Origin of the sequence: Paenibacillus sp. 1-18 (assembly GCF_000520755.1) — a bacterium.
Taxonomy (GTDB): domain Bacteria; phylum Bacillota; class Bacilli; order Paenibacillales; family Paenibacillaceae; genus Paenibacillus; species Paenibacillus brasilensis.
Genome location: NZ_ASSB01000376.1, coordinates 18,129 through 37,585 on the forward strand (window position 1 = coordinate 18,129; position 19,457 = coordinate 37,585).

Genomic DNA, 19,457 nt, shown 5'->3' on the forward strand with positions numbered 1-19,457 from the left:
CCATGAGTTCAACAATAAACTCGCAATGATCGCATATACAACGCTTAAAGCCGGTCTGAATTTGCCCTTGCTCCATGCGTCCTCTAAGCACAAAGCGTTCCCCGCATCTTTTACAATGAATTCTCACTTTTATACGCAAAAAAGACACCCCTTTCACTAACAGGTTTGTCAGATCAGTGTGTCCCTTTTTGTTACATATTAACCTTTTCTTCCCGCTTCAATAATCTAAAAGGAGAACGGTTGTTAGCTCGAGTGATTTTTGCCATGCCTCCATACCACAAAAATGCCATTAGAGGTATGATAAACCAAACCCAGTCATGTTTGAATTTCGTTAAAATCAGATCATATACTCCGTGCCAAAACCATGGAAGCACCAATGACAGAAGCAGCATGTATTTGCTCCTCCACTCTTCTGAGAACTTGGCTTTGCCCATGTAATAGCCCATCACTACTCCAAACATCGCATGACCGGACACCGGCAGCAGTGATCTCATTAACATCATACTCACAGAAGCGTGCCCCGCCCAGGCATACAATAGATTTTCAACCGTTGCAAATCCGAGCGAGACCGCAGTAGCATACAAAATGCCGTCATAAGGCTCATCGAACTCAGTATGATTATATATAACGTGATACAACAAAAACCATTTAAAAAACTCTTCCACACCGGCCGAAATGCCGAACACCTGGATTAATGTGTTATCACCTAGCCAGAGCAGCAGCCCGCGTTGGAGAATCATGACAGGAAGTACCACCAAAAAGCCGAGTAGAAACACTTTTACAACCATGTGCAATGGCTCCGAATCATATCTGTCCTTCAAGTAAAAATACATCAATAAGGCGAGACCCGGCGCTGTGGCTGCCGCTAAAACCGAAAACAGAAGCACCGATCATCCCTCCATAAAAATGAGTCGGCCCTGCATTCAGCGCAGAGCCGACAAATTTACCTCAATATCACTTTCTATAGCCCCATTAAGAACGGCTGTCAAAATGAGTGCAGATGACTGCAACGGCCTGTTCAGGAATGATTAGCTTGCCGTACTCCTCCAGCATTGCTGGTGTTACCGATGAGCCTTCCCCGAATTCGGCAAGAACCGCGATCAAGGCCGCAAGCTTGGACTCCTCTACCTCTTCCGGCTCCAAATGTAGAATCCATTTTCCTCTATAATGATACAGCTTACCTGCTTCCGTAGTGTTGCTGCGGAGCATGTGAGCCGCTTCTATGAGTACTTCGAAATCACTAAACGCATAAACGATGGAATCACTGTGTTCGAGCGTGACTTCCATTTCGTAGACTTCCTCTGGAAGCTCCTCATCAGGACCAGAACCATACTGTTGATGATCGTATTTACCCCGAGTGACGATAACAACCATTCCCTGAGCAGGAAGCGCAAAGACTTCGACAGCTAACGGTCCCGTGGCATCGAAGCCCAGCTCGCTGTATGCCTGATCCATCATTTCGGTAAACAGCTCATGAACCCTTGGAATTTCTTGCCACATGTCGTCTTTTTGAATACCGCGTTCGCTCAAATCGTCAAAGGTAAGGAAAATCCGTATCTTGTCCTGACTTAATCTTTCTATTTTCATACTGGACCCTCCTCCTGGCAGCCGAGTGTTATTAACAGATTATGATGCAATTATGATGCCTGTGATGAAAATGGTTCTATGTAATCATGTTATCATTTTATAATCGTAAATGCACGAAATAAAAATGAGAAAAAAAAGAATCATTTGAACGGCTTTCACAAAAAAGCCGCAAAATGATTCGAGATAGAGGTTCCGGGGTTATAATCCCGGTACGGCTGTATGAGTTTCCTTGAGTATTTGCTCAACCTCACGTTTAACATCAGGACTGCTGCTAATAAAGTCTTTAATCAACTTCATATTTTCTTCTTTGTTTTGGAGCGTATGAACGTTATTATCTGTTTTGGAACGATGATCATGATCCTTATGGGTGTCTTGTTTATTCAACTTAATATCGCCCATACCAGGAAACGCAGCGTCCATCATTTTGGTGCGGGCTTTCTGCACCAAATTGCCACCTTTTTTCCCATCCATGTCCATGGATAAGCCCAACATGTTGCGGTTACGGGAGATCAGAGTGCTTGCGACAGCGCCCAAAACGATTCCCAGGAAAAATGAAGATGTTTTCACAATTAGAACCTCCCTTTGTGGTAGAATCGAGCTTAGTGTTCGTCAGGAAAGACAAACTCATACGGCATAAATACAGGAAGGTGAGATGAATTAATGGGCACAAAAACAGCAGCCATTTTATTGACTGCATGTCTGCTGCTTAGTGCTTGTACGGCGAACAAGCCAGAATCGGCAGCGTCTGACACAAGTACCAGCACCAAAGAACAGAAAACCGTTTCTTCCGAGACAAGCAATCGTAATCAAACGAACCGTGATGATCATAACTCAGCAGGTAAAGCAACGGCACAACTAAACAAGCCCGTCGTTGACAGCAGCAAAACAGGAGAGTCAGCTACGTTGTCTGCCACCGATAAAACATATCATTTGGACAAGGCATATAATGTGGTTCCCAACCAAAAAGGAGCCGAAAAAAAGGTGATCTTGCTTACCTTTGACGATGGTCCCAAGGAAGCGTCAATGATTAATAAAATCATTGATACACTCGACAAGCACAAGGCCAAGGCTATTTTCTTCGTAAATGGTTACCGTGTGAAGGAACATCCTGAGTTGCTCAAGCTTATCCATGACCGTGGACAGCCCATCGGCAACCATAGCTGGGATCACATCGTGCTAAAGAACAAATCGGAGGCTGAGGTAAAAAAACAGATTGAAACTGTACAAAAAATTGTCAAGGATACAACGGGTCAAGCACCGGTGTTTTTCCGCCCTCCTCATGGTGCAGGCGGGGACGTAGGCCGCAAGGTTGCCAAGGAAAACGGACTTCTGTATATGACCTGGTCCGTTGGTTCACTGGACTGGACTATGAAGAAAAATCAGCCTAATAAAACGGATGCAATTCTCAAAAATGTAACGGAGCAGCTACATCCAGGCAGCAATATTCTGATGCATGAGCTCCCATGGACAGCCGAGGCGCTCGATGACCTTTTGACCCGCCTTGAGCAAAAGGGCTACCAGTTTGTTGATCCACAATACATTGAGCTTCCTGCCAACTAAGAAGCTTGTGTTCATGTTCTATAATCAACGAAAGATGATTGTGAAAAAGGCCTTCATCCCCGCATAACCTTGTGCGGAGGTGAAGACCTTTTTCATACACCCTTTTATCACCAGAGCAATTTACTGATAGGTGGTGCACCCTTGATGCCCCACCATAGTAGTGCTGCTGTAATGAGTACAAAAAGTGTGCTCAAAAAATTCAAAAACCACTTGCTTACCCGGAGACGTCGGGATGGAAACATTTCTGCCCGCGTACGGTAGTCACTAACAGGAGTGTCATCCTCCATCATCACAGCAATTTCTGGTGCAGCGGCAACGTGGCTCAATTCAGGCACGGGCCGTGAGGCACGGGAACGGACTGGTTTTGATCCGGGCCTGTCCTCCTCCTTGCCTTTGCGACCCTTTCGACGACTACCATAGGTCTGCACTCTGCTGAGCTCCTGATTCATTCTTCATACCTCCGAAACCGTAACGCTAAACCAGATATAAGGTCAATCACAAAATGACAAATGATCGGCGCCCACAGGCTGCCAGTCAGTACGTAGATATAGCCCAAACCGTAACTGCTAAGGAACACCCAGCCGGTTGGAATCCAATGCCGCAAATATCGGATATGGATGACCGCAAACAAAATACTTGTCCAATAAGGGCCAAAACTATACTGAATTGCACCTCTGAACAAAAGTTCCTCACAGATCGAAACGACGGCAGCTATACAAATAATATGCCAAATCGGACGATTTTGAAACAGTAATTGGTTAATACCGCCGTCATCCATGGCATCCTCAGGCATAATTCGGGATAACACCAGATCCACTAGAAGCATAGCGGCAGCCAATCCCAGGCCCCACCATAGAACATGTAAGCTGTTTGGCAATGCAAACAAATTCAACACATTTCTTTTCTGAAAAATAATCCAGATTGCACCGACCAGCAGGGTAAGCCCCTGGGTTAGATACAAATTGTAAAGCAGCAAGCGGTCATTCAACTCGTGAATTTGCGCTCTTTTCCATTTCACTTTGAGCTTTTTCATGTTTAGTTAGTCCTCTGCATAGTCTTCTTTAGCATCATAGCCAAAAAGTCGGGCGGATTCAAGAAGACCTAAATCTAATTATTCCGCATGCTATAGCTATTATCTAGTCAGCTATCCGCACATGTCGTATCTCCTATTGACATGGCTGTGTAAGCCGTGATACATTATGAAAAAATTATTAACGACAACAACCATGATGGAGAAAAGATGTTGATTTCGTCCTCAGAGAATCGGTGCTTGGGTGGAAGCCGATGGCGGAGTAATGTTCTTTAGCGCTCCTGAGTTATTGCACCGAGGCTAGGAAATTTATTTCCCGGCATTAGATGCAATCGGCAGAAAACCGTTATCCTTTCGGTCATTTTATGACCGCTGAAGGCAGTCCGTTGCGAAATGGCTGCGAATTAGGGTGGTACCACGATAACTCTCGTCCCTTACTATGGAGATAGTATGTGATTTGGGAGTTTTTTTGATGCCTGAAAACCGCAAAAGCGGCTTTGTTCAAGGCTTCTGTTCATCAGCCCTTGTCCGTCAGCTTGGTACGCAATGCTATTTTATCCCTTTTCTGCGTCAATGCGTTATCACACAAGTGTTTACCGCGACTCTCCTGTACTTTTTAGAAGCATTTCAAGTTTTTTCATGTTCTTTATGGAATGTATTTCAGTTTGAAGTACATCCTGTCCATAAAAGAAGTTAACTTTGAGGAGGAAACCAAATGTTTAAAGTGTTAGTATCCGATCCGATCAGTGACCTAGGCATTCAGCAGCTGATGGATGCAGACGATGTCACGGTGGACAAGAACACAGGTCTCAGCGAGGATGAATTGGTTCAAATTATTGGTGATTATGACGCACTGCTCGTCCGCAGCCAAACCCGGGTAACTGAACGCATCATGGCCGCAGGTAAAAACCTCAAGGTTGTCGGACGCGCTGGTGTCGGTGTGGACAACATCGACCTTGAGGCGGCAACACAACGCGGAATTATCGTTATTAACGCTCCTGACGGCAACACAATTACGACCTGTGAGCATACTTTTGCCATGATGATGGCTCTGGCCCGTCATATTCCACAGGCGTATGCCAAAACTATCGGCGGTACATGGGATCGTAAAACATTTCTCGGTGTCGAGCTGCGCAACAAAACGCTTGGTGTCCTCGGTATGGGACGCATCGGCAGTGAAGTAGCCAAACGCGCCAAAGCATTTGGCATGAACATCCTCGGCTATGATCCGTTTCTGACAGAAGAACGTGCCGAGAAGCTGGGCATTAAGCTCGCCAGTGTGAACGAAATCATTCACAACGCAGATTTCATGACCGTACACACCCCTTTAACACCGGAAACAAAGCATATGATTGCACGCCCGCAGTTTGAAGTGATGAAAAAGGGAATGCGTATCATTAACTGTGCCCGTGGCGGTGTTATTGATGAGATGGCTCTTGTTGAGGCCATTGATGAAGGAATTGTTGCCGGTGCAGCCTTTGACGTATTCGAGTCGGAGCCGCCGGCACAGGACCATCCTTTCCTGAGCCATCCGAAAATTATCGTTACACCGCATCTGGGCGCATCCACAGTCGAAGCTCAAGAGAACGTAGCTATCGACGTATCCGAGCAGGTGCTGCATATCTTGCGTGATGAGCCGTTTAAAAATGCGGTCAATATGCCTCCAGTACCATCCAATGTGATGACGCAATTGCAGCCATATTTCTCACTTGGCGAGAAGCTGGGCAGCTTTGCTGCTCAGGTGACGAATCAGGCTGTAAGTGAAATCCAGGTGGATTACGCTGGCGATTTGTCCACTGTAGATACACAGCCGCTGACTCGTTATATTTTGAAAGGCGTACTTAGTCGTCACCTGGGCAGTGATGTGAACATTGTAAACTCTGTCCATCTTGCCAAAACACGTGACATCCATCTTGTCGTATCCCAGGCTCCGGCCACCAAAGGCTTTACGAACCTGATCACTGTTACGCTTAAAACACAAAGCGGCGAAGAGCAACGCGTAGCTGGTACCCTGCTGGCAGGGTATGGCGAGCGGATTGTCCGGTTGAACCAATTCCCAGTAGATGTGGCACCGGAGGCTCATTTCCTGCTCATTTCCCACAATGATAAACCAGGCATTATCGGCCGTGTCGGCACCCTGCTTGGTGAAAATGGCGTCAATATCGCCTCCATGCAAGTAGGACGTAAAATTGTTGGTGGCGAAGCCATCATGATTCTCACGGTTGACAAAGCTGTGCCAAAAGATGTGCTCGTTCAACTGGTTGGACTGCCGGAGCTGAATACCGCTCAAGAAGTAGTGCTGGGTTATTAATAGAAAATGCTAGAGAAAGTCCATTTTACTTTCTCCTTAAAAGCGAGGCGCCTGGATACTCAGGCGTCTTTTTCCTATACCAGTGTCAACATCTATCTTGATGCTGATGTTCCACGTTGAACAAGATAAATGTTGATTTTTCAACAAAAAGCACCCTCTTCCGAGGATGCTTTCGAACTGGGAATTTAGCTAAATCGACTTAGTCTGTGACAGAGCCTGACTTTGTTTTTTGGAGATTGGCAGCAGAATCGTGAACTCTGTCCCCTTTCCTAAAACGCTGGCAGCAGATACAGAGCCTCCGTGAGCTTCTACAATATTTTTGACAATAGCAAGTCCCAGGCCCGTGCCCTTGTCCTCGCCTCGCACTCTTGCCTTGTCAGCCTTGTAAAAACGGTCAAAAATGTAAGGTAAGTCCTCGCTGGCAATGCCTACCCCTTCATCCTTAATCCGGATGCGCACAAGCTCATGTCGTTCTCCTAAAATTCGATCCGCCCCAATAGTAACCTTTTTCCCTTCGGGTGTATGCCTGAATGCGTTATCCAGTAAATTCGTTAGTACCTGCTCCAGCCGATCCTCATCCACATCAGACAAAAGCAGCTGTTGGCCCTGCTCATGATAATCGAGAGTCAGCCCCTGTTCCTTCGAGCGTACCATAAATTTACGGTGAACACGCTCAATCAGCTCGTTCACATTCACTTCCTGACGATGCATGTCTGTATGACCTGCCTCCATTCGAGCCAGATCAAGCAGATCCTTAACAAGCCTTCCCATGCGCAGTGATTCATCATAAATGACCTGAACCAGTTCCTCGGATTCCTCCGGTGAACCAGCCATACCATCAAGCAACGCTTCACTGTAGCCCTGCATCATAGATAAGGGTGTACGGATTTCATGAGATACATTGGCGACAAAATCGCTTCTCATCTTCTCCAGCTTCACTTCTTCCGTGATATCCCTGAGCACAGCTACCGTGCCGCGAATTACATTATCTGTGTACAGAGGAGCCATCTGTACCGACCAGGAGCCCTTCTTTACATGAATATGGTCTCCCACGTCCTCTCCTTTGTCCATAACCGTGTGAAACAGTGGCAACAACGGGTCTGGTACAGATGCTCCGAACTCCTGCTGATCATGCCCTTGCCATTCCAGCTCTTTCCAGCTATCCAGCAGATTTTGAGCAGGCGGGTTCGTCAAGATAATTTGCCCGCTTCTGTCAAAGGTAATGACAGCGTCAGACATGCTTCGCAGCACACTGGATAGATGGTTTTTCTCCTCATTCAGACTGCGGATCGTCGCTTCCAATTCCGTAGACATGTGATTAAAAGTTTTCGCCAGCTCCCCGATCTCATCACTGGTCACCAGTGAAAGCCGGGTATCATACTTTCCCTCACGAATGGCATTCGCCGCCTGAATCAACAGCTGCATAGGCTGTGTGATTTTAGTAAAAAGAAATAAAGCAAAAAAGGTCGTTAATAAAAATCCGACAATACATGTATAAGTGAACAAATGCTTGATTTCCGTCGATTCGTACGCCGCAAAATTCCTGTTAATATACGGCAACAAAAAAAGTCCCAGAAAAATAAGCACAGAGCCTACAAGGCAAATGATGGTGATCCACAGCTTGCCTACCAGCGATCTCCAAAAGTTCACGTTATTTTGGAACCTCCAGTTTATAGCCCACACCCCAAACCGTTGTAATCATAGCCGCTGCCTCTGGGGATACCTTATTCAGTTTTTCACGAAGCCGCTTCACATGCGTATCGACGGTACGCAGATCACCAAAAAATTCATAATTCCATACATCTTTCAGCAGCTCTTCGCGCGAGAAGACCTTATCCGGCGACACTGCCAAATAGTGCAACAGCTCATATTCTTTAGGTGTGAGACTGATCTCAATTCCGCCTGCACTTACCCGGTGTGCATCATGCTCAATAATAAGATTTGGAAAAACAATGCTATTGCTTGGTACCGCCTCTTTGGTTAAAAAGGCAGTTTCCGAAGAACGGCGCAATATCGCCTTAACCCGATAAATGACTTCTCGTGGACTAAAAGGCTTGACCACATAGTCATCGGCCCCAACTTCAAAGCCCTGTACACGGTTTACCTCTTCTCCTTTGGCGGTCAGCATAATCACAGGCGTTGCTTTGTTCTGACGCAGACGTGTACATACTTCAATCCCATCCATGCCCGGAAGCATCACATCCAGCAAAATAATGCTGTAATCGCTTGCAGTCGCTTTTTGGAGAGCTATCTCTCCGTCCTCGGCTTCATCAATTTCATAACCTTCTTTTTCCAGATACATCCGCAGAAGGCGGCGAATGCGTTCTTCATCATCTACAATTAATATGCGGTTGCTATGTTCTGACATATTCCCAGTCCCTTCGCTAAAAAAAGCATTCTCTCTATTTTACTATTTTCCCGTGCGCGGTCAAACTTTACTCTTGTTCAACAGTCTCTTTACACCAAAAAGGCCGGGGTTATGACCCCCGTCCTGTCCGTTTCTTTTTCGTGTTGTCTGATTTGGCAAGTTGAATGAGACGGTTAATTTCGTCCTTGGTGAGGGGTCTGGTCAGACCACGCTTCAAGTTCTGCAACAAAAGATCCCCGAAGGCAATTCGTTTGAGTCTGATAACCGGGTGTGAAATAGCCTCAAACATCCGTCTTACCTGACGATTTCTGCCTTCATAAATGGTAATTTGGATTACTGACTCCTTACCATCCGGGTCTACATCTTTATATTCTACCTCGGCTGGTGCAGTAATGCCATCTTCCAGCACGATCCCTTTTTTCAGCTTGTCCAGCTCAGTTCCATGCGGAACACCTTTAACAGTCGCTACATATGTCTTGGGCACATGATGCTTGGGATGGGTGAGCAAATTGGCGAACTCGCCGTCATTGGTAAGTAACAGCAGTCCTTCCGTATCGTAATCCAGACGACCTACCGGATATACACGTTCCTTAACACCTTTCAGGTAGTCAGACACGATTTTACGGCCCTCCGGATCGGAGGCACTCGTGATAACCCCTTTAGGTTTATTCATCATCAGATAGATTTTTTTCTCGGTTTTAATCGGTCTACCCTTTACCGTAATTATATCCTGATCAGGGTCCGCCTTCGTTCCCAGCTCTGTTACGATAACCCCGTTCACTTCCACGCTGCCTGCCTGAATAAGCTCCTCACATTTCCGTCTGGATGCTACCCCGGCCTGGGCCAATATTTTCTGCAATCTTTCCATGTTCGCTAATTCACCTCATGCTAATGATACCCATCTACGAACAAAATCACAACCCCCGTTCAAAAAACGATGCAGGAATCAAAATACAAGCAGGCAAATGGAAATGGCTGCCACAAAACCAACCACGTCGGAAAATAGTCCTACCTTCAAAGCATATCGCCCATTTCGGATACCTACCGCACCAAAATATACAGTCAGTACATACAAAGTCGTATCCGTGCTGCCTTGAATTGTAGAAGCGATCCGACCGATCATGGAGTCCGGGCCATAGGTACGAATCAGATCAGTCGTGAACGCAAGCGATCCGGTGCCCGTCAAAGGCCGGAGCAGACCTAAAGGCAGTACCTCACCGGGGACGCCCCAGCCTTTGATCCATGGTGTGACCCAGGATATTAAATAATCCAGAGCCCCGGAAGCTCGAAAGATACTTATCGCTACCATCATGCCTACAAGATGAGGAATGATACTGATTGCGGTGGAGAAGCCGTCTTTGGCTCCATCCACAAAGGAATCGTAGACGGGTACCTTTTTGGCATATGCATATAAAGGAATAAAAGCGAGAATAAACGGAATGGCCCAAGTCGATACGAGGTTAATAAACTGAAGCATGCCTCCCTCATCCTTTCCAAGTGGTATCCCTGCCCTTGGCAACGGTGATTCCCGTCCGTGGAGCTGCAGGTGAAGATACAGGCGGTGCTGTCGAAGCGGACACAGGTGTTTGAGGAGGCTGAGGACTCAATGCTGTCTGAGACGGCGGTTTCGCAGGGGGACGTCGCAGTTCCCGACTACGATACCAACGATCTGCCGCTATCGCAGCAAAGGTCGCTATCGCTGTCGCCACCAGTGTCGTGCCGACGATTTCCGCCGGATGTGCGGAATGATAATTCAGACGAATCGCGATCAATGTCGTGGGAATCAACGTAATACTGGCTGTATTTAACGCCAGTAACGTACACATAGCAGGAGTAGCAGTTTGCTTATCCGGGTTGAGCGTTTGCAGCTCCTGCATTGCCTTGATGCCCATTGGAGTCGCTGCATTTCCCAGGCCCAGCAGATTGGCGCTCATATTGGACAAAATGTAGCCCATAGCCGGATGATTACGCGGAACATCCGGGAACAAAAAGGCAACGAAAGGGGCGAGCAGCCTGGATATTTTCTGCAAGAGCCCTCCGTCTTCGGCCAGCCGCATCATGCCCATCCAGAACACCAGCACGCTGATCAGTCCAAAGCACACTGTAACACCCGTGGCCGCCCCATCAAAAGCAGCCTTGGTCACCACTTCAATATTTCCTTGTGCAGCAGCAAATGCAAATCCGATACAAATCAAAGCCACCCATATGAGATGAATCATGATTGATCCCTCCCTTTCATCAATGATGTGACACATGTCGGTTCATAGCAATTTAAGCCTGCTTGCCCCTAAACTCCAAACAGATTTCTTATAATTACACTCCATCCGCTCGTCCAGCTGCGTTGCTGAGTGCCGCTTAAAGGAGCCTGAGCAGTCGGAACTTCCTGTTGGGGCTGTATCGTACTTGGGTTCGGCAGCTTGCTGCCTTTTTCATATACAGGAACGGAACCGATCAGTTTGCCTTCCAGCAGAAACTCGACACGTCCCCGCAAACCAAAGGATACGTCCCCTCTCCCCGCAGAACGGGACTTTTTGTATAGTACTAATCTTTTATGCAGCCGGGTCTTCTCACCGTCGTGCAGAGGATAAGCAAAGCTAGCACCCGTTAATAGCGGATACCCGTTAATCGGTTGTTGCTTGTCCGTAATCGGAATGAGTGGATAATATCGAAACCCGTAATCAAGCATACGGGCATGGTCATTCCAATCATCCCCGTCATTCAAGGTAACAGCGGCAAGCTGGCGACCATCCCGCGTGGCCGAACTGACGAGACAACGGAAGGCTTTCTTGGTAAAGCCAGTTTTCACACCGTCAGCCCCTTCATAGAGCCGCAGCATTTTGTTTTTGTTATGCCACGAGTAATCCCAGGAATTGTTGGGATTCGGCGCCTTTTTCAGTTCAGTCTTAACGATACGGGCAAAGGTTGGATTATGCAGCGCATAGGCGGTTAGCCGAGCCATATCATTCGCTGAGGAATAATGCCCTTCGACATCCAGTCCATGAGGATTAGCAAAATGCGTATGACTTAGCCCAAGCTGAACCGCCTTATCATTCATCAAATGAACGAATCCCTCTTCTGTCCCACCCACATGCTCGGCAATGGCAGAAGCGGCATCATTACCGGAACGGAGCATCAGACCGTACAACATATTTTCCAGCGTCATTTCTTCCCCCATTCGCAGAAAAAGCGACGAACCTTCTTTGGCGTACGCCGTCGGACTAACCTTTACCCGATCCTGCAAACGCCCATGCTCAATAGCCACGATAGCGGTCATTATTTTGGTCAAACTGGCAATGCGCAGCTCCCGGTCACCCTCGGCAGCATATATGATTCTTCCTGATGTGACATCAATTAAAGAGGAGGCCTGTGCATGGGTCTTTAATGCAGGCGGGGTCATTTCCGTCTTCTTCGCTCCCTGAACGGGCTGTGGATTCAGCAAAACGAGCAGCAATGACACAATAAGCAGCAGTGCCAGCGGCAAAACAAAGGCGCATGCTTTAAACGAAAGCTGGTTTTGGCCCGCGTGGATGTGTTGCTTCTTTTTAAACATTTGGATTCCTCCGGTTTTGAGCAAGTCTTGTACCATTCTATGTCCAAGCTGTTCAAAGTATGTCCACCTTTATAACAGAAAATTCCTCTGCAGGGTTGCTCGATCAGGCAATTTACACTCCTGATCACATATATATAGTTGAGGATTTGCAAAATCTGGAGTAGCTAAATGTTGAATATGGATGGGGGTGTACAGCATGCAGCGCCTACAGTTTGAAGCAATTTTAAGATCACGGATTGTAGAGTCCGCAGAGGGATTAAATCGAAGCGGCGTATCCTTTGCCACTTTTGCGACCGCGCGTCGTAATCCGCAGTTCTGGGATTTGACGGCAAAGGGTGGATTTCAGATCAAAGCAGGTGTCACTCCGGCGCAGGGGATCAGGGATATCTTTACAAATGGTGGTCAATATGCCTTTGAATGTGCAACAGCTATGGTCATTGTACTGTACAAAGCAGTGCTGGATTCCATTCTGGAAAGTGAATTTAATCGGATTTTTGCAGATATGCTGTTGTATGATTGGCACTATGACAGTGACCTCAAGCTCATACAGGTGCAGGGAAGTCACAAATCGTCTCCGGGCGATATCCTATATTTTAATAATCCAGATGTGTCACCTGATACCTTGGAGTGGAAAGGAGAAAATGTTGTTAAGCTGAAGGAAAACCTTTTTTATGGACATGGAATCGGCATCTTGCCAGCAAGAGGTATTATTGATTCACTCAATCAGCATCGTCGGCCAGAGGCCACAATATCTGCTTATATGACGGATGAAGTGATTTATCCGGACTTCATCTATTTATCCCAGTTCGCTCCTGAAGGATACCGAGAGGTTGAACGATCGCTGTCTACTTCTTATCAACAGGAACTTGGTCGACGTGTTCATGCAGTCATTGGTCGAAGGCGGTATATTCGTGGATAGAAGAAATTGCAAACAAAAGGAAGGTATTCCTTAGCCCTTACTCGGCTTCGGGATACCCTCCTGAAGAAACATTTTAGTTCAATAATCTTTACAAGTAAGCGGGACCCGAGTGACTGTGATCTTGATTTGTAGTGACATCTACAGTTACCTTTGGATTTTGCTGAGCGTTGCCCGCAGTTTGGAAGATGGACTGCACCTTATCAATAAGGTAGGGGGTGGAATCGATTATCTTCTCAATCAGATGTGTTTGATTGTCCAAAGGAACGATTTGTGCTCCCTGTTTGCCAACAACCAGAAATGCAATCGGTTGAATAGATACACCGCCACCACTACCGCCACCAAACGGATGTCCTTCCTTCCCGCTATGATTTCCCGCTGCTGAGGAAGTATGGACCTCTTCATCTACATTAAAGTCACTCCCACCGGCTGCGAAGCCAAAACCCACCTTACTGATTGGCAAAATAACGGAACCATCGGGTGTTTCCACTGCTTCTCCGACAATCGTATTCACGTCTACCATGGCTTTGATGTTTTCCATCGCAGTTTGCATAAGCCCCTGAATCGGGTGATCTGACATGATTATTCCTCCTCTGCTTATCTCAAGCGTAGACTGCCTTTTCTTTCGCTATTGTGCGCAGACCACTAAGAAAATATGTATCGCTCATCCCTCATGCTGAATGGGTTTCTTGGAAAAAACCCGTCTCCAGGCCTCCGGTCCACCCGGAACGCGCCATATACGATAAGCTAATGTGAGCATGGAAAAAGATAAATATCCGAGCGATATATTTCCTTCACAGGTCAATGTGGTGGTAAAACGCAGGCGATCCGCCCAATAGGGTACAACAAACAGCTTGGGTGTACAGTTCATGCGTACAAAGCTGGATGCATAACCGATCAGCGTCGTTTTCAAGCCCCATAGAACACCCGTTGAGGTAGCCGTATAGGCAGCGTCAGCAAGACTGATATTGGTGGACCATTCCATTTTGGATATCATCACATGGGCTAACGTATGCCGCAACCATCGGTGCAGAGCTTTCGTTCCTTTGAGTAAAACTCGTACATCGTGTATAAATTGCTTAATTTTATCTGCATTAATATTTCCACTATCCACGGAAGCATCAGTTTTATGTATGTTTTTGTCGCGGTCAAGCCGATAAAGAAGCCCTTTTTGCAAGCTTGCTATCAGAATAGCCGGAATATCATAATTGATTTTGATTAACCCGTACAGAAATCTGATCTCCAGATGCGCCCGATCATCATTGTCATGCTTGGCAATATCCAGCTTCCACCGGATACGAGAGAGCAAAATAGCCAGCACAAGTAATATGATGACGATGACGGCGATACCGATCCATTTCCACACTGGCGAGTCCTCCCTGCCTTTTTCTATGGATATACCATGGTAAAAATAGTATGGCTCTTTCCCGGAAAATCATGCATCCCAAAATGCCAAACAGCCAGTTCCCCTCTGCGAGAACTGGCTGTTTCCTTCTATATCAGGGTTCAAGATCCGAATCGTTTGCAGCAGGCTGACTGCTCTCCAGACGCTCGAACAATAATTGTGTCTCTTCCTCCAAATTGTCCGAATCCTCGAATATCTCTGGTTGGGGTAGATCCGTGAGAGAGCCTAGACCGAAATAATCCAAAAATGATTTCGTCGTTCCATATAATATCGGTCGACCAATGGCTTCGGCCCGACCTTTTTCCTCAATAAGCTCCTTGTTGACCAGTGTATGTATGGCCCGCTCGGATTTGACGCCCCGAATATCTTCGATTTCGACTCTTGTAATGGGCTGGCGATAGGCAACAATGGCCAGTGTTTCCAAAGCGGCTTGAGACAGTGAGGCACGTGCCGGAGAGTAGGCAAGCTTTTCAAAGTAGGGTGCATGCTCAGGTAATGTTGCAAGTTGATAATTCCCGGCGATACGGACAAGTTGCAGACCTCTTCCTCCCTGCTCCATGTCCTGCTTTAAATCCTCCAGACTTTTTTCAACAAGCTCTTGCTGCTGCTCTACAATGTCGGCGATCTGCTTGGCGGACAATCCTTCCTCTCCCGCAAGAAACAACAGCCCCTCAATAATTGATTTCAGCTTCAGATAGTCCATTAACCCGTAAATCCCCTCTCCACTCCATTACAATATCATCGAAAATCTTCTCCTGATAACAGAAAATTTGCTTCATTTTCATCAGCTCGAGAATAGCCAAAAAGGTTACAACCACTTCATGCCGGTACATATCCTCATGCATCAGCTTGGAAAACAGAAAGCGCCCCCCTGTCCCGAGTCCCTCTAACACCCCGACAACCTGGCGGATACGGTCCTTGACTGAAATTTCATCGCGGTGGACACGAGTTACCGTCGTACGTCGTTCTGCTTTACGCAATGCACGCTGAAAGGCCGCGACCAAATCGCTTGTATGCAGCCCGTGCACCGGATTTACGGGTTCGGTGGGCAGGAATGTACTCAGATCTTCCGGCTCTTTACCGTAGATCAGACTCCGTTCCCATTCACGTTCACTCAGATGGCGAGCAATCCCTTTATATTTACGGTACTCCACCAGCTTGCGGACCAGTTCCTCGCGCGGATCATAATCCTCTTCTTCATAAAAGTCCAAATCGTCATATTCCATCACAGGTGGTTTGGGAAGCAGCAATTTACTCTTAATGGATAAGAGTGTCGCCGCCATCACCAGAAACTCGCTCGTAATGTCCAGTTCCAACTCCTGCATACTGTGCAAAAAAGCCATATACTGATCCGTAATATCACTAATCGGAATATCCTGAATGTCGATCTCGGCTTTATCAATCAGATGCAAAAGCAGATCCAGCGGACCTTCGAATGTTTCCAGCTTGTAATTTACGACTGTCAATGTGCTTCCCCCTGCCTTACTCCAATCATCATTCAACAATACCTTTCCCCATAGCACTTATGCTTTACGTTATCAATCCCTCTTTCTGTAGTATATACGTCATCGCCTTGCTTAACAATCCAATCCCTTTTTCGCTTAGCATTATGCCATTCTTATTCAGTTGCTCATATCATTAAAATTGCTTGCCCAAGTTCGCCATTTCAATCGCAGCCAGTGCAGAATCCCAACCCTTATTACCAGCCTTCGTTCCTGCACGCTCAATAGCCTGCTCAATATTTTCTGTAGTCACAACACCGAAAATAACGGGTATGCCCGTTTTCAGATTGATTGCTGCCACTCCTTTGGCCACTTCGTTGCAGACAATATCATAATGTGAAGTAGAACCACGGATCACGGTGCCCAGTGTAATAACAGCATCATATTTGCCGCTTGCAGCCATTTTTTGTGCGATCAATGAAATTTCAAAAGCACCAGGAACCCAGGCCACATCAATCTCATCTTCCCTTGCCCCGTGTCGTTGAAGTGCGTCAATTGCACCGCTTAACAGCTTGCTCGTAATAAATTCATTAAATCTTCCTACCACAATACCATATTTCAAACCATCCGATACAAGATTACCTTCCAGAAAACGTGCCATGCTTATCAACCTCTCTTTTTTAAAATGATTTACAACGATAAACGACGACGGTAGTCAATTAAATCCTGAATACTGATCAGCTTCAGCTCATACTGCTTGGAGATCACCATCAAATCTGGCAGACGGGCCATTGAGCCATCTTCCTTGATAATTTCGCAAATAACTCCGGCGGGCTTGAAGCCGCTAAGTCGGGCCAGATCGACTGCCGCTTCTGTATGACCTGCACGCTGCAAAACACCGCCATCGCGGGCAATCAGCGGGAACATGTGGCCAGGCTTGCGGAAATCGCCTGCTACGACTGTTTCGTCGGCCAAGGCGCGTACGGTTAAGGAACGCTCGGCTGCCGAAATACCAGTCGTTGTCTTTATATGATCAACCGAAACGGTAAAGGCTGTGCCGTGGAAATCTGTATTTTGCTTCACCATTGGGTGCAATTCCAACGCCTCGGCTCTTTGCTGTGTAATCGGCACACAGACCAACCCGCGACCTGCAGTGATCATGAAATTAATGACCTCGGGGGTTGCTTTTTCAGCCAATGCAATAAAATCACCTTCATTTTCGCGCTGTTCATCATCCACTACGATAACTACTTTACCGTTCTTCAAATCCTCCAAAGCTTCTTCGATGGAATCCAAACGAATCTCTTCGTCCAACTCCGCCCCATCGTGTTCCACTACTTCAGTCGTAGAACTTGTTTGACTCCCTCTATCCATAGCACTGTCCTCCTCATTTCTTGTGCTTAAGTGCTCCGTAACAGATGTACCATTCCATATCAGGCAAAGCCGTGCTTCGCCAAGTAGTCCAGACTGATAGGAGCTTTTTCTGCTCCCTCCATCGCCGCTAAGCCTCTGTAATTCAAAAGCTGTTCCACATATTTGCCCAATATGTCACATTCAATATTGACGGTGTCCCCCTCACGTTTGGCTTGTAAGGCTGTCTCGGATAAGGTATGAGGGATAATGGATACGGCAAAGGTATCTCCTGTGCGCTGGGCGACTGTGAGGCTGATGCCATCAATTGTGATCGAACCTTTGAGAAGAATATATTTAAATAATGCTTGATTAGAAGGCGCAACTTCGAACACAACCGCATTCTGGTCTGATGTCACCCGGCGAATCGTACCCGTTCCATCCACATGTCCCTGTACAATATGTCCTCCGAACCTTCCATACGCCGCCATCGCCCGTTCCAGATTAACTCGGCTGCCGGACTTGAGTTCTCTCAGATTGCTGCTGCGAAAGGTTTCCGGCATGACATCAACCTTAAAATCCTTAACCCCGATCTGTATCGCCGTTAGACAAACACCATTCACGGAAACACTGTCTCCTATTTTCAAATCACCCAAGACAACGGAGCCCTCAATACCCAGTACCATCGCTTCTCCGCTTTTTGAAATCGTTTGAATGCGTCCCACTTCCTCGACCAACCCGGTAAACATAGCTTCACTCCTTTCCATCTCGTTTCAGTTTATCCCCAATTCATCAGTCGTAAGCGCAAAAAAACCCCAGCACGGAATCTATCCGTCGTGGGGGTGATGAGAGTCAAATTACAGTCTACAAGAAGCAATCCATATGCATAACTGAAATCTTACGAATAATACGTATGCCAATAAAAAGCATGACTACGATACAAGCCAATGCGTTCAGAACAGCTACGGAAAAGAAAGCTAAAAAAGCCGTCGTCCGATGCTGCATTACAACGAAATAAGCCGTACGTACATTTACGTATGCTAAAAATCGGCACATGTCACGTCATGCACATGCGCTCTGTATCCTTCTCCCATCCAGACTATACTGTCGGTCCCGGAATTGCACCAGGTCCACCTTCTGCTAATCGTTCAGCATCCGGGTCACGGACTAAGTCGTGCTGTTATCGCAAAAGCAATCCACAAGCACGTCATCACCGCCGGTGGGGAATTTCACCCCGCCCCGAAGGATCTTGCTCTTATTCAATTGAATTAACATTAAACTTGTTACGTATTTTAGCACCGACCTCTAAAAAAAGCAAGTTATCGGATAGATGCTCCTGCCTTTGTTTTAACATATTGACTGGAGAGTTCTTCAAACCAGGCTTTATCATTCATATGAAGGGCAAGATCAATCAGGTCAGCCAGTTCTTCCAGGCCGAGCTGCGTAGCATGGTCAAAGGTTATAACCGCTGAAGCCGTAGGTTCGTGGCCGCCTTCAGAGCTTGCATCATAATCTAACCGCACCTCAACATGCCCGTCAATAAACTCACATTTTAGAAAATAAATAATTTCACACATTAATATCGGACGCACCTGCGTCTCCAATACGCAATCCATCACCTTGGCGGAATAATGCTGATTAGTCAATGTAAATTTATGTTCTGTCCCCGCCAGTGATGCCCGTCCAAAGTCATCTGTAAATTTCAGCTCCACGGGCTTAATGTTCATGACCTTGGGGATTTGCTTTTTTATAATTTCGATTATTTCAACTGTATTCAGCTTAATCATACCTGCACCTCATTGCATCTAAAAATTCAGAAGAAGACTCTTATTTATTCATTTTCATATAGGCCTCCACTCCTATATCGGAAATCATTACCTGATTTTTTATGCTTCATCCCATAAACGACAAAAAAGATTCTTCACGCAACAAGCGCAA

Annotated in this window: 23 protein-coding genes and 1 riboswitch; of the genes, 4 read left to right on the forward strand and 19 right to left on the reverse strand. The window is 46.6% G+C overall.

The window, feature by feature from the left end; genetic code table 11:
• Window positions 1–191 precede the first annotated feature (191 nt).
• The 3 genes from prsW to L693_RS0125280 all read right to left on the reverse strand — a co-directional run bounded on the left by prsW (window position 192) and on the right by L693_RS0125280 (window position 2,154).
• Window positions 192–887 (reverse strand): glutamic-type intramembrane protease PrsW, encoded by a 696-nt coding sequence (prsW, locus tag L693_RS0125270; protein ID WP_025720999.1) that lies wholly within the window; start codon window positions 885–887, stop codon window positions 192–194.
• A gap of 85 nt (window positions 888–972) precedes the next feature.
• Window positions 973–1,587 (reverse strand): genetic competence negative regulator, encoded by a 615-nt coding sequence (locus L693_RS0125275; protein WP_025721001.1) that lies wholly within the window; start codon window positions 1,585–1,587, stop codon window positions 973–975.
• Window positions 1,588–1,785: 198 nt separating this feature from the next.
• A complete protein-coding gene (locus L693_RS0125280) occupies window positions 1,786–2,154 on the reverse strand; it encodes a hypothetical protein (protein ID WP_025721002.1) in 369 nt (122 codons plus the stop codon).
• Window positions 2,155–2,247: 93 nt separating this feature from the next.
• Between L693_RS0125280 and L693_RS0125285 the strand changes: the two genes are divergently transcribed.
• Window positions 2,248–3,147: a polysaccharide deacetylase family protein gene (locus L693_RS0125285; protein ID WP_025721004.1), complete on the forward strand. Its 900-nt coding sequence runs from the start codon at window positions 2,248–2,250 to the stop codon at window positions 3,145–3,147.
• Window positions 3,148–3,254: 107 nt separating this feature from the next.
• On the opposite strand, the gene L693_RS0125290 is transcribed toward L693_RS0125285, so the two are convergent.
• Both L693_RS0125290 and L693_RS0125295 read right to left on the reverse strand, forming a co-directional pair.
• Entirely contained in the window at window positions 3,255–3,596 is a 342-nt protein-coding gene (locus L693_RS0125290; protein WP_025721006.1) for a hypothetical protein, read from the reverse strand.
• Complete coding sequence (locus L693_RS0125295; RefSeq protein ID WP_025721008.1) at window positions 3,593–4,180, reverse strand: type II CAAX endopeptidase family protein; 588 nt, start codon at window positions 4,178–4,180, stop codon at window positions 3,593–3,595. The genes L693_RS0125290 and L693_RS0125295 overlap by 4 nt, the downstream gene beginning before the upstream one ends.
• Window positions 4,181–4,649: 469 nt before the next feature.
• On the opposite strand from L693_RS0125295, the gene L693_RS0125300 reads away from it, so the two are divergent.
• On the forward strand, window positions 4,650–4,874 hold the full coding sequence (locus L693_RS0125300) for a hypothetical protein (RefSeq protein WP_025721010.1): 225 nt from the start codon (window positions 4,650–4,652) through the stop codon (window positions 4,872–4,874).
• Between the two features lie 18 nt (window positions 4,875–4,892).
• A complete protein-coding gene (gene serA, locus L693_RS0125305) occupies window positions 4,893–6,488 on the forward strand; it encodes a phosphoglycerate dehydrogenase (protein ID WP_025721012.1) in 1,596 nt (531 codons plus the stop codon).
• Between the two features lie 189 nt (window positions 6,489–6,677).
• On the opposite strand, the gene L693_RS0125310 is transcribed toward serA, so the two are convergent.
• The 6 genes from L693_RS0125310 to L693_RS0125335 form a co-directional block, all read right to left on the reverse strand.
• Window positions 6,678–8,138 carry an ATP-binding protein gene (locus tag L693_RS0125310; protein WP_025721014.1) on the reverse strand — a complete coding sequence of 487 codons (1,461 nt, stop codon included), beginning with the start codon at window positions 8,136–8,138 and terminating at the stop codon, window positions 6,678–6,680.
• Between the two features lies 1 nt (window position 8,139).
• Window positions 8,140–8,856, reverse strand: coding sequence for a response regulator transcription factor (locus tag L693_RS0125315; RefSeq protein WP_025721015.1), 717 nt, complete (start codon window positions 8,854–8,856; stop codon window positions 8,140–8,142).
• A 109-nt stretch (window positions 8,857–8,965) separates the two neighbouring features.
• Window positions 8,966–9,724 carry a pseudouridine synthase gene (locus L693_RS0125320; RefSeq protein ID WP_025721016.1) on the reverse strand — a complete coding sequence of 253 codons (759 nt, stop codon included), beginning with the start codon at window positions 9,722–9,724 and terminating at the stop codon, window positions 8,966–8,968.
• 78 nt (window positions 9,725–9,802) lie between these two features.
• Window positions 9,803–10,333, reverse strand: coding sequence for a spore maturation protein (locus tag L693_RS0125325; protein ID WP_025721018.1), 531 nt, complete (start codon window positions 10,331–10,333; stop codon window positions 9,803–9,805).
• Between the two features lie 7 nt (window positions 10,334–10,340).
• Window positions 10,341–11,075, reverse strand: a complete 735-nt coding sequence (locus tag L693_RS0125330) for a nucleoside recognition domain-containing protein (protein ID WP_025721020.1) — start codon at window positions 11,073–11,075, stop codon at window positions 10,341–10,343.
• Between the two features lie 68 nt (window positions 11,076–11,143).
• Window positions 11,144–12,406 carry a D-alanyl-D-alanine carboxypeptidase family protein gene (locus tag L693_RS0125335; protein ID WP_025721022.1) on the reverse strand — a complete coding sequence of 421 codons (1,263 nt, stop codon included), beginning with the start codon at window positions 12,404–12,406 and terminating at the stop codon, window positions 11,144–11,146.
• Window positions 12,407–12,602: 196 nt separating this feature from the next.
• Between L693_RS0125335 and L693_RS0125340 the strand changes: the two genes are divergently transcribed.
• On the forward strand, window positions 12,603–13,325 hold the full coding sequence (locus L693_RS0125340) for a hypothetical protein (protein ID WP_025721024.1): 723 nt from the start codon (window positions 12,603–12,605) through the stop codon (window positions 13,323–13,325).
• Between the two features lie 88 nt (window positions 13,326–13,413).
• On the opposite strand, the gene ytfJ is transcribed toward L693_RS0125340, so the two are convergent.
• From ytfJ to L693_RS0125385, 8 genes are all read right to left on the reverse strand, one after another.
• Window positions 13,414–13,902 carry a GerW family sporulation protein gene (gene ytfJ / locus L693_RS0125345; RefSeq protein ID WP_025721026.1) on the reverse strand — a complete coding sequence of 163 codons (489 nt, stop codon included), beginning with the start codon at window positions 13,900–13,902 and terminating at the stop codon, window positions 13,414–13,416.
• 84 nt (window positions 13,903–13,986) lie between these two features.
• Complete coding sequence (locus L693_RS0125350) at window positions 13,987–14,688, reverse strand: DUF2953 domain-containing protein (RefSeq protein ID WP_025721028.1); 702 nt, start codon at window positions 14,686–14,688, stop codon at window positions 13,987–13,989.
• A gap of 133 nt (window positions 14,689–14,821) precedes the next feature.
• Complete coding sequence (gene scpB, locus L693_RS0125355) at window positions 14,822–15,430, reverse strand: SMC-Scp complex subunit ScpB (RefSeq protein WP_025721030.1); 609 nt, start codon at window positions 15,428–15,430, stop codon at window positions 14,822–14,824.
• On the reverse strand, window positions 15,399–16,193 hold the full coding sequence (locus L693_RS0125360) for a segregation and condensation protein A (protein ID WP_025721032.1): 795 nt from the start codon (window positions 16,191–16,193) through the stop codon (window positions 15,399–15,401). The genes scpB and L693_RS0125360 overlap by 32 nt, the downstream gene beginning before the upstream one ends.
• Before the next feature lie 172 nt (window positions 16,194–16,365).
• Window positions 16,366–16,830, reverse strand: coding sequence for a 6,7-dimethyl-8-ribityllumazine synthase (gene ribH, locus L693_RS0125365; protein WP_025721033.1), 465 nt, complete (start codon window positions 16,828–16,830; stop codon window positions 16,366–16,368).
• Between the two features lie 29 nt (window positions 16,831–16,859).
• Entirely contained in the window at window positions 16,860–17,543 is a 684-nt protein-coding gene (ribB, locus tag L693_RS0125370; protein ID WP_081752207.1) for a 3,4-dihydroxy-2-butanone-4-phosphate synthase, read from the reverse strand.
• A 59-nt stretch (window positions 17,544–17,602) separates the two neighbouring features.
• Window positions 17,603–18,268 carry a riboflavin synthase gene (ribE, locus tag L693_RS0125375; protein ID WP_025721037.1) on the reverse strand — a complete coding sequence of 222 codons (666 nt, stop codon included), beginning with the start codon at window positions 18,266–18,268 and terminating at the stop codon, window positions 17,603–17,605.
• A gap of 329 nt (window positions 18,269–18,597) precedes the next feature.
• Window positions 18,598–18,770: riboswitch (FMN riboswitch) on the reverse strand.
• Window positions 18,771–18,838: 68 nt separating this feature from the next.
• Window positions 18,839–19,306, reverse strand: a complete 468-nt coding sequence (locus L693_RS0125385) for an IDEAL domain-containing protein (protein WP_025721041.1) — start codon at window positions 19,304–19,306, stop codon at window positions 18,839–18,841.
• Window positions 19,307–19,457: the final 151 nt, after the last annotated feature.

Bases quoted from the DNA above. Each gene is read 5' to 3' on its own strand.
- L693_RS0125275 (WP_025721001.1), bottom strand. From the start codon at position 1,587: ATGAAAATAGAAAGATTAAGTCAGGACAAGATACGGATTTTCCTTACC.
- L693_RS0125285 (WP_025721004.1), top strand. From the start codon at position 2,248: ATGGGCACAAAAACAGCAGCCATTTTATTGACTGCATGTCTGCTGCTT.
- L693_RS0125290 (WP_025721006.1), bottom strand. From the start codon at position 3,596: ATGAATCAGGAGCTCAGCAGAGTGCAGACCTATGGTAGTCGTCGAAAG.
- L693_RS0125295 (WP_025721008.1), bottom strand. From the start codon at position 4,180: ATGAAAAAGCTCAAAGTGAAATGGAAAAGAGCGCAAATTCACGAGTTG.
- L693_RS0125300 (WP_025721010.1), top strand. From the start codon at position 4,650: ATGCCTGAAAACCGCAAAAGCGGCTTTGTTCAAGGCTTCTGTTCATCA.
- serA (WP_025721012.1), top strand. From the start codon at position 4,893: ATGTTTAAAGTGTTAGTATCCGATCCGATCAGTGACCTAGGCATTCAG.
- L693_RS0125315 (WP_025721015.1), bottom strand. From the start codon at position 8,856: ATGTCAGAACATAGCAACCGCATATTAATTGTAGATGATGAAGAACGC.
- L693_RS0125320 (WP_025721016.1), bottom strand. From the start codon at position 9,724: ATGGAAAGATTGCAGAAAATATTGGCCCAGGCCGGGGTAGCATCCAGA.
- L693_RS0125325 (WP_025721018.1), bottom strand. From the start codon at position 10,333: ATGCTTCAGTTTATTAACCTCGTATCGACTTGGGCCATTCCGTTTATT.
- L693_RS0125330 (WP_025721020.1), bottom strand. From the start codon at position 11,075: ATGATTCATCTCATATGGGTGGCTTTGATTTGTATCGGATTTGCATTT.
- L693_RS0125335 (WP_025721022.1), bottom strand. From the start codon at position 12,406: ATGTTTAAAAAGAAGCAACACATCCACGCGGGCCAAAACCAGCTTTCG.
- L693_RS0125340 (WP_025721024.1), top strand. From the start codon at position 12,603: ATGCAGCGCCTACAGTTTGAAGCAATTTTAAGATCACGGATTGTAGAG.
- ytfJ (WP_025721026.1), bottom strand. From the start codon at position 13,902: ATGTCAGATCACCCGATTCAGGGGCTTATGCAAACTGCGATGGAAAAC.
- scpB (WP_025721030.1), bottom strand. From the start codon at position 15,430: ATGGACTATCTGAAGCTGAAATCAATTATTGAGGGGCTGTTGTTTCTT.
- ribH (WP_025721033.1), bottom strand. From the start codon at position 16,830: ATGGCACGTTTTCTGGAAGGTAATCTTGTATCGGATGGTTTGAAATAT.
- ribB (WP_081752207.1), bottom strand. From the start codon at position 17,543: ATGGATAGAGGGAGTCAAACAAGTTCTACGACTGAAGTAGTGGAACAC.
- ribE (WP_025721037.1), bottom strand. From the start codon at position 18,268: ATGTTTACCGGGTTGGTCGAGGAAGTGGGACGCATTCAAACGATTTCA.
- L693_RS0125385 (WP_025721041.1), bottom strand. From the start codon at position 19,306: ATGATTAAGCTGAATACAGTTGAAATAATCGAAATTATAAAAAAGCAA.